The organism is Streptomyces sp. NPDC101234 (assembly GCF_044767525.1).
Lineage (GTDB): Bacteria > Actinomycetota > Actinomycetes > Streptomycetales > Streptomycetaceae > Streptomyces > Streptomyces sasae.
Map to the genome: position 1 here is coordinate 69,079 of NZ_JBIWOA010000018.1, position 13,673 is coordinate 82,751.

Annotated in this window: 12 protein-coding genes; 7 read left to right on the forward strand and 5 right to left on the reverse strand. The window is 70.9% G+C overall.

Annotated features, from left to right (window positions below; genetic code table 11):
• Positions 1 to 10: 10 nt before the first annotated feature.
• On the reverse strand, positions 11 to 2,095 hold the full coding sequence (locus ACIRR9_RS30140; protein ID WP_403758093.1) for a SpoIIE family protein phosphatase: 2,085 nt from the start codon (positions 2,093 to 2,095) through the stop codon (positions 11 to 13).
• A gap of 192 nt (positions 2,096 to 2,287) precedes the next feature.
• Here ACIRR9_RS30140 and ACIRR9_RS30145 point away from each other — a divergent pair, with 192 nt between their 5' ends.
• The 4 genes from ACIRR9_RS30145 (at position 2,288) to ACIRR9_RS30160 (ending at position 8,695) form a co-directional block, all read left to right on the forward strand.
• On the forward strand, positions 2,288 to 4,762 hold the full coding sequence (locus ACIRR9_RS30145) for a SpoIIE family protein phosphatase (protein WP_403758096.1): 2,475 nt from the start codon (positions 2,288 to 2,290) through the stop codon (positions 4,760 to 4,762).
• Between the two features lie 115 nt (positions 4,763 to 4,877).
• Entirely contained in the window at positions 4,878 to 6,473 is a 1,596-nt protein-coding gene (locus tag ACIRR9_RS30150; RefSeq protein ID WP_403758098.1) for a hypothetical protein, read from the forward strand.
• 43 nt (positions 6,474 to 6,516) lie between these two features.
• On the forward strand, positions 6,517 to 8,115 hold the full coding sequence (locus ACIRR9_RS30155) for a serine/threonine-protein kinase (protein WP_403758101.1): 1,599 nt from the start codon (positions 6,517 to 6,519) through the stop codon (positions 8,113 to 8,115).
• Between the two features lie 88 nt (positions 8,116 to 8,203).
• Positions 8,204 to 8,695, forward strand: coding sequence for a nucleotidyltransferase domain-containing protein (locus ACIRR9_RS30160; RefSeq protein ID WP_403758104.1), 492 nt, complete (start codon positions 8,204 to 8,206; stop codon positions 8,693 to 8,695).
• A gap of 6 nt (positions 8,696 to 8,701) precedes the next feature.
• On the opposite strand, the gene ACIRR9_RS30165 is transcribed toward ACIRR9_RS30160, so the two are convergent.
• Complete coding sequence (locus ACIRR9_RS30165; protein WP_403758107.1) at positions 8,702 to 8,974, reverse strand: VOC family protein; 273 nt, start codon at positions 8,972 to 8,974, stop codon at positions 8,702 to 8,704.
• A 3-nt stretch (positions 8,975 to 8,977) separates the two neighbouring features.
• On the opposite strand from ACIRR9_RS30165, the gene ACIRR9_RS30170 reads away from it, so the two are divergent.
• Complete coding sequence (locus ACIRR9_RS30170) at positions 8,978 to 9,622, forward strand: carbonic anhydrase (protein WP_403758110.1); 645 nt, start codon at positions 8,978 to 8,980, stop codon at positions 9,620 to 9,622.
• A gap of 192 nt (positions 9,623 to 9,814) precedes the next feature.
• A complete protein-coding gene (locus tag ACIRR9_RS30175) occupies positions 9,815 to 10,855 on the forward strand; it encodes an MBL fold metallo-hydrolase (RefSeq protein WP_403758113.1) in 1,041 nt (346 codons plus the stop codon).
• Here the strand turns inward: ACIRR9_RS30175 and ACIRR9_RS30180 are convergent.
• Genes ACIRR9_RS30180 through nthB form a run of 3 tightly spaced genes read right to left on the reverse strand, consistent with a single transcriptional unit; the run spans position 10,797 to position 12,393 of the window.
• A complete protein-coding gene (locus ACIRR9_RS30180) occupies positions 10,797 to 11,135 on the reverse strand; it encodes a nitrile hydratase accessory protein (protein ID WP_403758116.1) in 339 nt (112 codons plus the stop codon). The genes ACIRR9_RS30175 and ACIRR9_RS30180 overlap by 59 nt on opposite strands.
• A complete protein-coding gene (nthA, locus tag ACIRR9_RS30185; protein WP_403758119.1) occupies positions 11,132 to 11,731 on the reverse strand; it encodes a nitrile hydratase subunit alpha in 600 nt (199 codons plus the stop codon). Before nthA ends, ACIRR9_RS30180 begins: the two co-directional genes overlap by 4 nt.
• On the reverse strand, positions 11,728 to 12,393 hold the full coding sequence (gene nthB, locus ACIRR9_RS30190) for a nitrile hydratase subunit beta (RefSeq protein ID WP_403758122.1): 666 nt from the start codon (positions 12,391 to 12,393) through the stop codon (positions 11,728 to 11,730). Before nthB ends, nthA begins: the two co-directional genes overlap by 4 nt.
• A gap of 173 nt (positions 12,394 to 12,566) precedes the next feature.
• Here nthB and ACIRR9_RS30195 point away from each other — a divergent pair, with 173 nt between their 5' ends.
• Complete coding sequence (locus ACIRR9_RS30195; RefSeq protein ID WP_403758125.1) at positions 12,567 to 13,496, forward strand: NAD(P)H-binding protein; 930 nt, start codon at positions 12,567 to 12,569, stop codon at positions 13,494 to 13,496.
• The last annotated feature ends 177 nt before the right edge of the window (positions 13,497 to 13,673 follow it).

Sequence of the window (13,673 nt, forward strand, 5' to 3'; positions counted from 1 at the left end):
GAGAGCCCGCTCAGAGCGCCCGCGCGATCAGCAGCGCCACGTCGTCGTGGTCGTCGGGGTGGCGCAGGCCGTGCAGCAGCAGGTCGCAGGTCTGCTCCAGCGGCCGGTGGGGCTCGTCGAGGAAGCCGAGCAGCACGCTGAGGCGGTCGTCGATGGGGTGGCGGCGGGTCTCGACCAGGCCGTCGGTGTACAGGACCAGCAGGTCACCGGCGGTGAGGTCGACGGTGGTGGTCTCGAAGGGGATGCCGCCGACACCGAGCGGCGCGGCGGGCGGCAGTTCGAGCAGGGTGGCGGCGTGCCCGGAGTGCACCAGCGCGGGCGGCATATGACCCGCGTTGGCGAATTCGCAGCGCCTGGTGTGCGGGTCGTACACCCCGTACAGACATGTGACGATGTAGTGCTCCAGATCGCAGGTGATCTTGTCCAGGTGCTGGAGCACCGCGGCCGGGGGCAGTTCCAGGTCCGCGTACGCGCAGGTGGCGGTGCGCAGCCGGCCCATGGTGGCGGCCGCGTCGATGCCGTTGCCCATCACGTCCCCGACGACCAGCACGGTCCGGTCGCCCGACAGCGGGATCACGTCGTACCAGTCGCCGCCCACCTCGCTGGTCGCCTGGGCCGGCTGGTAGCGCGAGGCCAGCTCCAGGCCCGTGTGGTGCGGCGCGTGGTCGGGGAGGAGGCTGCGCTGGAGGGTGAGGGCGGTGTTGCGGACGCTCTGGAACCAGCGGGCGTTGTCGATGGCCACGGCGGCCCGCCCGGCCAGCTCGGTGGCGAGGACCACGTCGTCCTCGTCGAAGGGGAGCGGATTGCGGGTGCGCTTGAGATCGAAGGCGCCGAGCACCTCGCCGTGCGCGATGAGGGGTACGACGAGGTACGAGTGCACCCCGGCCTGCGCCAACAGGGCGCCCGCCTCGGCGTTGCGGGCGATACGCGACAGATCGTGCGCGCCGACACGGGGGACCAGGACCGGCCGGGCCGTGTGGACGCAGAGGGTCACCAGCCGGTCGCCGTCGTAGGCGGCCAGGTCGCCGAGCGGATCGGCGGCACGCAGCGCGACCGTGGGATGGGCCGCTTCGAGGGCCAGGGCCCGGAACAGCTCCGGGCCGTTCTCCGGTCTGCGGGAACGGCGCAGCGCGAGCGCCGAGTCCAGCACGTCCACGGCGACCACGTCCGCGAGGACCGGGGTGGCGATCTCGGCCAGCTCATGCGCCGTACGCTCCACCTCCAGCGAGGTGCCCACCCGCGCGGAGGCGTCGGCGATGAGGGCGAGCCGTCTGCGGGCCCGGTCGGCCTCGGCGGCCGCGCGGTGCCGCTCGGTGACGTCGACGACCGAGGTCGCCGCGCCCAGGACCCGGCCGCCGTGGTCCTCCAGTCGGTAGAACGACAGCGACCAGGCGTGCTCACGCTCCGGATCCGCCGGGGGCCGGCCCACGTGGTACTGGTCGAGCAGCGGCGTGCCCGTGGTGAGCACCTGCCGCAGCGCCGACTCCACGGAGTCGATGTCGGGCAGCGACAGGGCCTCCCGCAGATGGCGTCCGATGTGCTCCTCGGCGGGAATGCCGTCGATGCGTTCCAGCGCCGGGTTGACCAGCAGATAGCGCAGGTCGGGGTCGAGGAGGGCCAGGCCGATCGGGGACTGGTTGATCAGCCGCTCGCACAGCGCCAGGTCGGTCTCCACCCTTTGGAGCATCGTGTGGTCGGCCACGATCCCCAGTGCGTAGATGTCGCCCACGTCGTCCATCAGCCGCATGCTGCGGAACTCCATGAGCCGGCTGCCGCCGTCCTTGTGCCGGACCGGGAAGGCACCGGCCCAGCTCTGGCCGGTCTCCAGCACCTCGGTGAAGAGGCTCACCGCGGCCTTCAGATGGTCCGGGTGCACGAGCAGTCGCGCCGCGTACTCGCCCAGGGCCTCCTCGGCCGGGTAGCCGAAGAGTTCCTCGGCCTGCGGGGTCCAGAAGACGATCCGGCCCTGCGAATCCAGTGCCACCGCGGCCACGCTCAGCACGTCCAGCAGACCCGTCGGGCGGGGCAGCCCGGGGCCGTACCCCGGGCGGCCGGGGCCGTCGGGGTCACCGGACCGCAGGGAACCCACAGCCATGCCTCAACCACCTCCATCGGCCGGCGGGCCGATGCCGCTGCTGCGGCACTTCCATGCTGCCCCCGCCACACGGCCCACCCCAACCCCAGGACACCGGGCCGGACGCCCTTGGAGGGGTCCTCCCCGCTCCCGTCGGCCCGCGCGTATCGGGCGGGCAAGCAGGAATATCGGGGTACATAGAGGATGTAATCGATGGATTCTCCGCGAGAAGGTTTCGACGTGCCGGCCTCCGCGGGCCCGCGCGATCTCCTCGACGCCTCCAGCGACGCGGCGGCGGTGCTGTCGTCCCGGGGCGTCGTGATCGGCTGGACCCGCGGCGCCGAGGCACTGCTCGGCCACCCGGCCGCCAGGGTGGTCGGCCGCTCCGCGGGGCGCCTGCTCGCCATGCGCCCCGACCCGGCCCGCGCCGCGGGTGTCGCCGAGCGCTGCCGCTCCGGCATGGGCTGGAGCGGCCTCGTCCCGGTACTGCACCGCGACGGCCGCAGCATCATCGTCGACCTGCGGATCTCCGCGTCCTTCCGGATGGGCGGCGAGGAGTGCTTCCTCCTCTCGGCCCGAGAGCAGCGGCCCCAGTGGACGATGGGCCAGTCCGTCCTCGACGGGTTCCTCACCCGCTCGCCGATCGGCATGGCCGTGATGGACCTGGACCTGCGCTACGTCTGGCTGAACGACACCCTGGAGCAGTTCGGCGGAGTCCCGAGGGAACAGCGCCTGGGACGCCGGCTCAGCGAACTGCTGCCCGGACTGCAGGCCAGCACCATCGAGGGCCTGATGCGCAAGGTGCTCCTGACCCGGGAGCCGGTCACCGACTACGAGTACCTCGGCTGGAGCTGGGCCGACCCGCACCGGCAACGCGCCTACTCCACCTCGTTCTTCCCCCTCGTCGACGCCGGCGGCTCGGTGACCGGCGTCTGCTACATGGTCTCCGACGTCACCGAGCGGTGGAACGCCCGGCAGTTGCTGTCGCTGGTCAACGAGGCAGGTACCCGCATCGGCACCACCCTCGACGTGCTGCGCACCGCCCAGGAACTCGCCGACTTCGCCGTCCCCCGCTTCGCCGACTTCGTCATCGTCGACCTCCTGGAGCCCGTCCTCAGCACCGAGGGACACGGCACCTGGCTGACCGACGCGGGCCCGGCGCCCGCCAGACCGTCGATGCGGCGGGCCGCGCTCAAGACCGTGCGCGAGGGCAGCCCCGAGGCGGTGGCGCGGATCGGCGACCGGGTCGACTTCCTGCCCCCACCGCACGGCATCGACCTGCTCATCGGGGGCGAGCCCATCATCATCCCGGTGCTCGACCCGGACGACCACCTGTGGGTCACCGAGCAGCCCGCGCGGACGGCCCGCATCAGGGAGTTCGGCCTGCACTCCCTGATCTCGGTCCCCATGCGGGCGCGGAACACCGTCCTGGGCCTCACCACGTTCGCCCGCTCGCTCAACCAGATCTCGTTCCGGCCCGACGACGTCCTGCTCGCCCAGGAACTGGTCGCGCGCGCCGCCGTCTGCGTCGACAACGCCCGCCGCTACACGAGGGAGCACACGGCGGCCGTCACCCTGCAGCGCAGCCTGCTGCCCCAGGCGCTGACCGGGGGTACGGCGCTGGACGTGGCCTCCTCCTACCTGCCGGCGGACGCGACGGACGGTGTCGGCGGCGACTGGTTCGACGTCATCCCGCTGTCCGGCGCCCGGGTCGGTCTGGTCGTCGGCGACGTAGTGGGCCACGGCCTCGCCGCGGCGGCCAGCATGGGCCGGCTGCGCACCGCCGTACAGACGCTCGCCGACATGGAGATGCCCCCCGACGAGCTCCTCGCCCACCTCGACGACCTCGTGCTGCGACTGGGGGAGGAGGAGAGCGGCGGCACGGCCTCAGACGGCAGCACGACCACCTTTGTCGGAGCGACCTGCCTGTACGCCGTCTACGACCCGGTGACCCGCCGGTGCGCCATGGCCCGGGCGGGACACCCGCCGCCCGTCGTGGTCGCACCCGACGGGCGGGTCCACTTCCCCGACATGCCCGCCGGACCACCGCTCGGGCTGGGCGGCATGGCCTTCGAGGCGACCGAGATCGAACTCGCCGAGAACAGTCTGTTCGGCCTCTACACCGACGGCCTCATCGAAGGTGCCGACCAGGACGTCGAGAAGGGCATGTCCCGGCTCCGCGTCGCGCTGGCCGGCCCCGCCACCGAACTGGACGCGCTGTGCGCGGCCACCGTGCAGCAGCTGGTCACCGTTCCCCAGCCCGACGACGTCGCCCTGCTGCTGGTCCGCACCCACGCCCTGGGCGCCGACCACGTCGTCTCCTGGGAGGTGCCCGTAGACCCGGCCGCCGTCGCCGACGTCCGGGCCGAGGCGACCCGCCAGGTCTCGGCGTGGGGCTACGACGAACTGGCCATGACCACCGAACTCATCGTCAGCGAGCTGGTCACCAACGCCATCCGCTATGCCGAACCGCCCATCCGGCTACGGCTGTTGCGTGACGCCCGGCTGACCTGCGAGGTCGCCGACGGCAGCAGCACCGCGCCCCGGCTCAGGCACGCCCGCAGCACCGACGAGGGCGGCCGCGGACTCTTCCTGGTGGCCCAGCTCGCCCACCGCTGGGGCGCCCGCTACACAGGGGAGGGCAAGATCATCTGGGCCGAGCAGGAGATCCCGTCGGACCTTCCCTGAGGCGCCCGGGGCGCCGGCACGGTCCAAGAGGAGGGGGCCGGGGTCCTGTCGAAATCGCACGTTTGGCCGTACGCTGTCAATTCATAAGGATTCGGCAGCAATTGGGGGAGCCGCCATGTCCGGGGACGCGTACGGTCCGAACCAGGGTTTCCAGGGACCGGGATTCCCGAACCCGGGTCCCTTCGTCCCGCCCATGCCGTCGGCTCCGCCGCCCGCCCCGCCGGACGCCCTGCGCGCCACCGCCGTCGCCCTTCTCAACCTCAGCGGCCTCGGCCTCGGTTACCTGCTCGTCCGAAGACGGATCCCGATGGCCGTGTGCCTTGCGGCGACCGTCGTCCTGCTGCTCGTCGCCCTGCCCGCAGACGCCGACGGCGTACCCGGAGCCGCGCTCGTCCTCTACGCCGTGCTCCTGCTGCTGGCGGCCTTTCACGGCGCGTCCGTCGGCCTGCGCACCCGCCTGGTGTGGCCCGGACAGCAGCCCGTCGCCCTCGTGCTGGGCGTCGTCCTCCTCGCCGTACCCGTGGGCGGTGCGCTCTGGTACGACAGCGCACAGAAGGAAGCCGTCGAACGCGCGCTCCTCGACCGCCTCGACCGCGCCGACAAACGGGTCACCGCGGCCGGCCAGGAGGCCTTCGCCACCGGCAAGTCCGACTACCAGGACGCCCTGGCCGTCTACCGGGACCTCGCCGTCGACCACGCCGGCTCCCGCGCCGCAGCCCAGGTCCCCGACCGCCTGAAGACCTACTACACGACCGTCGCGGCGGCCTACAGCCACAACGACTACTGCACGGCCGTCGAACCCCTGAAATACCTGCGAACGGTCCCCGAATCCATACCGAAGGACCAGCTCGGCACCCTCACCCACTGGCCCGACGACCGGCTGGCCACCTCCCTCTACGAGTGCGGAGCGGACGGCCTGACCAGCGGCGGAGACGACTGGGTCACCCGGTTCGGCGACCTCCTGAGCACCTTCCCCGACTCCGGCCAGGCAGCGAAGGTCGTCCCCGCCGTCGACACGGCCGAGAAGAAGGCGGCGAAGGCCGTCTCCGGGAACGACCCCTGCACCGCCGTCAAGCAGTTGCACACCCTGAACACCCAGATCCTGCAGCTGTCTAACGGTGCCGCCGGCGGGTCCGACGGTCTGACCAAGGTCGCCGCCCGGGCCGACAGCAGCGGTGACGCGGGGGAGTACGAGTGCGGCGTCAAGCAGTACAAGGACGGCGACTTCGACAAGGCCCAGCAGACCATGCAGCAGTTCGTCACCGACAACCCGCACCACAGGAACCGCGACCGCGCCCGGAAGATCGCCATCGGCGCCGAGGTCGCCCAGACCCTCCCGGCCGCCGGCAAGAAGCTGCCCACCACCGCGGGCGGCGGCGGCATCTCCGTGACCGTCAAGAACGACAGCCCCGACGACATCACCGTCCTGTACACCGGCCCGGTCACCGGCAGCTTCACCCTGAAGGCATGCGGCAGCTGCAAGGCGTACTCGTTCGCCAGCTCGATCACCCCCGGCTGGCAGCCCTGCAGCGACAGCGGCAGGAACTACCCCCAGCGCACGATCAGCCTCCCCCCGGGCACCACGTACTTCGTGCACAAGCCGAAGAACGACACCACAGCCGCCCCGGGCTCCGACACCGCCAAACTGAGCTACGGCTACGTCTACACCGAGTGCGCCTACACGACACAGTCGCTGGGGTCCAGTTACTGAGCGGAATGCGAGGTTGTCAGCGCCGCCAACTAGGCTCCCGGGCATGAGCGACGAGGGCAGAGACAACCCCGCGAGACGGGTTGTCGACGGACGGTTCGAGCTGGTCGCACGGCTCGGTGGCGGCGGCATGGGCATGGTCTGGCGGGCCACCGACCTGGTACTGCACCGCAGCGTGGCCATCAAGGAGGTACGGCCGTCCGACCCCGGTCTCGCCGAGTACGACCCCGAGGCCGCTCGCCAGCTGCGGGAGCGGGTGCTGCGGGAGGCCCGCGCGCTGGCCCGGGTCGACCATCCCAACGTGGTGACGATCCATCACATCGTCGACGGCGGCCCCGGGACCTATCCGTGGATCGTCATGGAACTCGTGACCGGCGGCTCCCTGGCCGACCGCCTCGCCCTCGGCCCGATGAACCCGACCGAGGCCGCGCGCATCGGCCTGGAAGTGCTGGCCGCGCTCCGGGCCGCCCACGAGGCCGGCATCGAGCACCGCGACGTGAAACCGGCCAACGTCCTGCTGCGCCCCGACGGCCGCCCGGTGCTCACCGACTTCGGCATCGCCGCCATCCGCGACGCCACCGCCCTCACCGCCACCGGCTCCGTCATCGGCACCCCCGACTACATGGCACCCGAGCGCGTCTCCGGCAAGGACGGCGGCGCGGCCTCCGACCTGTGGTCGCTCGCGATGATGCTGTACGTCGCCGTCGAGGGCCACCATCCGCTGCGCCGGGGCACGACCCTCGCGACGCTCGCCGCGGTCCTCACCGACGACATACCGCCGCCGGTCCAGGCGGGCCCCCTGACGGAGGTTCTCGCCCGCGTTCTCGTCCGCGACCCCCAGGCCCGCCCGGACGCCCGGCGACTGGAGCGGATGCTGGCCGACGTGGCGCGCCGGGCGCAGACGCCGACGCCGACCGAGACTCCCACGTCGTTCCCGCTGCAGCCCCCGGCCGCGCCACCGCAGGTCACCCGCCCCACCACTGCGGTGACCGCCGGTCGTCGCCGCTGGACGCTGTTCGTCCTCCCCACCGCGGGAGTGGCCCTCGTGGGCGCCCTCGTCTGGACCCAGCTGCCGGACTCGGGCACACACGCCTCCGGGGCTACGGGCTCCGGGTCGACGGCGACGACGTCATCGCCCTCAGCCGGATCCACGGCCTCTTCCACGGCCACGGAACAGACCACAACCACGACCGACCTGTTGACCCCACAGGGCATCCGCACCGCGATCGCGGCGATCGAGAAGAAGACCGGCCGGAATCGGTTCGGCGACCTCACGGTGTACCCGGACTACGTCACGGTCGAGCTGATGGTCAAGGGCAGCGAGGTCGCGTACGACGACTACACCTACCGCTCAGGCCAGGGCGTGCAGAAGGACATCATCTCGGGCAGTCTGCCCACCAATTGGAAGCCCGTCCGCCTGGACGACTTCGCCTGGGACAAGGTCCCCTACCTGCTCTCCCAGGCCAGGAAGAAGCTCCACGTGCCCAACGCGGACACCCGCTACCTGTCTCTGGACGTTCCGGACACTGCTTTCGACTCGCCCGCCGGGTTCTCCGTCTACCTCAGTAACGAGTACGGCCAGAGCGGCTATGTGCAGGCCGACACGAAGGGCAGGATCACCAGGGTGGTGCCGGCCGACAACTGAGCCGCCGAACCGGAGTCGACGGCTCGGCGAGAGCTCGCCGGAAAAGAGTTCGCCGTCCCGTGGGATCGCTTCTAGCCTGCGTCGAGTGATGACGGCTGACGAGGTGCTGTCCGTGCTGGCCCTGCTGTGGCGGGCGGAGGCCGATGTCTGGGTCGGCGGTGGCTGGGGGATCGACGCGCTGGTCGGTGAGCAGACCCGTGAGCATCGCGACCTGGATCTGATGTACCGGCTGGACCAGGAAGACGCCGTGGTGGGAGCCCTTGCCGCCGTGGGGTTCACGGAGAGCCTGGGCCAGCGGCCCGTCCGGTTCGTGGTCACGGCCCCGGACGGGCGGGAGATCGATCTGCACCCGCTGGTCTTCGACGACGAAGGGGCTGCGGTCCAGGCGTCGTTCGAGCCCGCTCGGCCGTTCCGGTACCCCGCCTCGTGCTTCGTCACCGGCAGGATCGGCGGAGCGGCCGTCCCCTGCCTGTCCGCCGAGCAGCAGGTGTATTTCCATCAGGGCTACCGGCCGACGGCCCGTGACCGGCACGACATGGCCCAACTCCGCCGTGTCTTCGGGATTCTCACGTACTTCTGATGAATGTCAGGCGTCCTGGTACAGATTGACGATGTTGCCGTCCGGGTCACGAAGCCACACCGAACGGCGTCCCCACGCCTGGGTCGTCGGCGGCTTGAGAACGGGAACGCCTCGGGACAGCAGCCGTTCGTGGCGAGCGTCCACCTCGGTGACCCGGAACCGGGTTCCCCCGCTCCGCCGGAGCAGCCCGACACCGGTGGCATCGCGTTGCAGATTTTTGCGATTCCACAATTCCATGCCATGCATTTGCCCACGCAAGGCGTTGGTCTGCGTGGTCACGATGTGCCGCAGAGTCGAGTGGCACGGGAGGCGGCGGCGGTCCAGGATTGGCGGCAGCTGGAGGTCGTCGGTGTCACCGGGAGTCCGGACTCGGAGCAAGAAGGGGGTGCCGTCACAGTGATCGACGCGGACGAGCTGGCCGAGCGGAACGCCGGGTTCGCCGGCGGCGGATCTTTCGCCGGCCTCAAGCTCATGCCCAGTGGCGGTCTGACGGTCATCGGATGCGTCGACCCTCGTGTCGACCCGTCCGACGTGCTCGGGCTCAAGCTCGGCGAGGCAGCGGTGATCCGCAACGTCGGAGGGCGGGTCACCCCCGAGACACTCCGGACGCTGGGGATGCTGGCGAAGGTCGTGCAGGCCCGTACGGGCGGCCCGCGCCCGGGCGACGTCCACTACGCGGTCCTGCAGCACACCGACTGCGGGATCACGGACCTGGCCGCGTTCCCCGAGTCGCTGGCCGATTACTTCGACGTGCCGGCCGGGGACCTGGACGCCAAGGCGGTCACCGACCCGGTCGCCGCCGTCCGCGTCGACGTCGAAAGCCTCAAACAGAAGCTTCCGGCCGGAGTCTTCGTCTCAGGGCTCGTGTACGACGTGGCCACCGGGCTCATCGACATCGTCGTCCCGCCCGCGCGAGTGGAAGCATGACATCGCGCGGCGCCTGCGGCCGCTCCGGTCGGCGCGACCGTCGTGGGCCTGGGGCCGGTACACGGATCTGTTTCCCTGGCCGGTCGTATCGGCGGGGAGGCGCTGTCTGACAGGTGCGACGATCACGGGCACTCGGCGGCCGAGGCGGCCTGGTCAGCGCCTCGTGTCGCGCAGGGACCGGCCGTCGACCCGGTGACGCTGCCCGAGGCCGACGAGGTCAGGGTCACGACGATGGTCGACAACACCTTCGACGCCCTGCTGCCCTCCGCCGAAGGCGTCACCCGGGCGTCGATCGGCGCCGGGCGGACCGCCGCGCGGCAGTTCGCCGACGGCGAGGCCCTCGCGGGGCTGCGTGCCGAGCACGGCTTCTCCGCCCTGGTCACCGTCCGAAGCGGGAACGCGAGCAGCACGCTGCTGTTCGACACCGGCGCGTCGCCGGACGGACTGGCCGTGAACGCCGAGCGTCTTGGCATCGATGTCGGCGGCCTGCTGGGCGTCGTGCTCAGCCACGGGCACTTCGACCACGCGGGCGGCTTCGACGGCCTGGCCCGGCTGCGCGGGCGCTCCGGCCTGCCGCTGACCGTCCACCCCGCGGTCTGGACCCGCCGTCGCCTGGCACTACCCGCCGGCCGGCCTCTGGAGATGCCCACGCTGTCCCGGGGTGCCCTGGAACGCGAAGGGTTCGAGGTGATCGAGCGGCGGCAGCCGTCATTGCTGGCCGGCGGCATCCTGATCACCGGCGAAGTGGACCGCGTCACCGAGTTCGAGCACGGCATGCCGCAGGCACACCAGGCGTGGGACGGAAACGGCTGGCGACACGACCCCGCCGTCATCGACGACCAGGCACTCGTCATCGACGTGCGCGGCCGGGGACTCGTCATCATCACCGGGTGCGGCCACGCCGGAGTGGTCAACATCATCCGGCACGCCATGAGGCTGACCGGCGTCAGCAGACTGCTGGCCCTCATCGGCGGCTTCCACCTGAGCGGCCCCGCCTTCGAACCGGTCATCGGCCCGACGGTGGCCGCGCTCACCGAACTCGCACCCGAGCTGATCGTCCCCGGTCACTGCACCGGCTGGCGCGCCCAGCACACCCTCGCCGCAGCCCTCCCGGACGCATGGGTGCAGACCAGCGTCGGAACCACCTGCACACTCACCGGGAATCCGCCGCGGATCAGTGCGGGTGGTCGTGGCCCAGGGGGCGTCGGGCCAGGGCCTGGGCGCGTGTGGTGACCTCGTCCGTGGACACGGCGCACATGCCCGTGAGCACATCCTCCAGGGCGGCAAGCCAGAGGCTGTAGTAGTTGTACGGTTCGTCCCGCTCCGCCGAGGCTTCCCAGGCGGCGATCCGGGCGATCAGCACGGCCTGGAACTCCGGCCAGGTGAACGCTCCCGCGTCGTACAGGGTGACGGCCATCCCGAAGGCGCGGCTCTCCCACGGCTCGGCGAACACCAGCTCGCCGTTGGAGCGGGGCGGTGCGGCGGGGCCCTCGATGTCCAGGGGCGCGCTCATGGTGCCGCCACCTTGGCCACGCCGACCATCGCGTCCCTCGTCACCAGCGCCACGAGTTCCTCCTCGGTCAGGTGCTCGGTGCCGGACGGCCGCTCGGGCAGCACCAGCCAGCGCACCTCGCTGGTGGAGTCGCGGACGGTGATCCGTACATCGTGGGCCAGCTCGAGTCCCATCTCGGACAGCACCGCGCGTGGTTCCTTCACCACCCGGGCGCGGTAGGCGGGATCCTTGTACCAGCTCGGCGGGAGGCCGAGCACCGGCCAGGGGTAGCACGAGCACAGGGTGCAGACCACCACGTTGTGCGTGGTGGGGGTGTTCTCCACCACGACGATGTGCTCGCCCTGGAACCCTCCGAAGCCCAGTTCCCCGATGGCGGCCGTGCCGTCCTCGAGCAGTCGCCGACGGTACTCGGGGTCCGTCCAGGCCCTCGCGACGACCTTCGCGCCGTTGAGCGGTCCGATGGTGGTCTCATAGGTGGTGATGAGCCCGTCCATCGCCTTCGGGTCGATCAGGCCCCGCTCGGTGAGCAACTGCTCGAGCGCCTCGGTGCGCAGGGCCGGGGGAAGGCGCTCGGCCGATCCGGCGGCGCTGGTCATGAGACGGCCTCCAGGTAGCTCTCGAACATTTCTACGGTGAGTTCGAACGGCTCGGCGTCGGTGCCCCACACGTCATGTGAGTCGAAGCGCACCGAGTAGACGTACTGCGGGTTCTCGCCCAGGAAGTGCGCATTGGTGTCCGGCAGCACGCCGGCGGGCTGAACGATGTCGACGACACCGACATGCCCTCGCACATAGCGCGGCAGTCTGGTGTGTCCGGACGGCGACATGTCCTTGGCGCGCACGCGCTCGCCGACGGCGAAGGCGGGCGCGGTGTCGAGGGAGCGCAGCGTGCCCTCGGCGGTCGGCGCGTAGTCGGGCCTGGCCGGCTCCGGGATCGGGGGCTCCGCCACGTGCTCGCCGCGGAGGTTACGGGCGCGCGCGTCGACCGCACCAGGTGCCAGGATGGCGCTGTCGAGGAGCCTCAGCTCTCCGGCGTTGAGCCAGCGCCCGTAGTAGCCGTCGTCGATGTAGTGCTCTCGGTCCAAGCGCTCCAGCGCATGCCTGAAGGAGTCCAGGTTTCCACCGGACACCCGGTTCGAGAGGATCGCGAGCGCGAACGCCCGACTCTCCCAGGACTCTGCGAAAACAGGTTCATCCCGTCTCGGCGGATGCATGGAGCCCCAGCCAGGGGCTCCTCCCATGTCGGCAATGCCTTCCATGGCCGAACCTCTCTTTTGCCAGCAATAGCGGGCATAGTGCGATCAATTGTATTTGGGTGACACCTTTGGCGTCAGGCTGTGAGCTGCGTTCCAAGTCGCTGGCTGCATCGCTGCCGCGGATGGCTGGACGTCCACCGGTTGCGCCCAGGTCCTGCGGGCCGCAGGCTGCCGCCATGAGTTACAGCCCGGAAGCAGGTATGCGGCCCGTTCTGGTGACCGGTGCCGCGGGCAGCGTCGGGGCCGTCGGCAGGACCGTGGTCCAAGGTCTACGGCGCCGGGGGCTCCAGGTCCGTGCTCTGGTGCACCGGGATGACGACCGTGCCCAGGCGCTGCGCGCGACGGGTGCCGAAGTCGTGGTCGGGGATCTGACGCGTGCCCGTGATGTCGCCGACGCCCTCGACGGCTGCGGTCGGATGTATTTCGGCATGGCCGTATCGGCGCAGTATCTGCTGGCCGCCGTGACGACGGCGACGGTCGCGCGTGCCTACGGAGGGCTGGAGGCGTTCGTGAACATGTCGCAGCTGACCGTCTCCGAGATGGACGCCACCAGCGGCTCCGAGTCTCATCAGCATCGCCAGCAGTGGCTGGTCGAGCAGGTTCTCGGCTGGTCGGGCCTGCCCGTGGTCGAGGTCAGGCCCACCGTCTTCATGGAGAACCCGATCTTCTGGCCCGTGTTTTCCTCGATCGCCAAGGACGGCACCATCAGGTGGCCCTTCGGCAAGGCGAAGACCTCCCCGATCGCGGCCGCTGACGTTGCCGCGGTTGTCGAGGAGATTCTGGCCGATCCGGCCGGGCACATCGGCCGGACCTATGAGCTGACCGGTCCCCGATCGCAGGACATTGCCGCTCTGGCCGCGGAGATTTCCGGTGCCCTGCACCGCACGGTCGGCTACACCGACGTCCCGTTGCAGGAATGGCTCGACAACGACCTCGGGGCGCTGGGACTACCGGACCATGTCCTCCAGCACATCTCCACCATGGCTCGCCTGCACGCGGCCGGCCGCTATGACCGAGAGGCAGACGGTATGGCAGAGGTCACCGGGCGGTCCGCTGCAGGAGTAGCCGACTTCGTCCGCGAGAACCCCGAGCTGTTCACCTGCTGAAGCCGGTTGCCGTCCGGGCACCGCCGGGGCCGACCGCGCGCACCTGCACCATGGCGGGTCCCGCTTTCGGCCCGTTCATGGCCGGCCTGGTAGCGCTGCTGCGCTGCACACGGATCTCCGTGCCGTCGATGATCCCGGTCCGACCGCCGACGCCCAGGTGGTCGATGACTTCGGCGA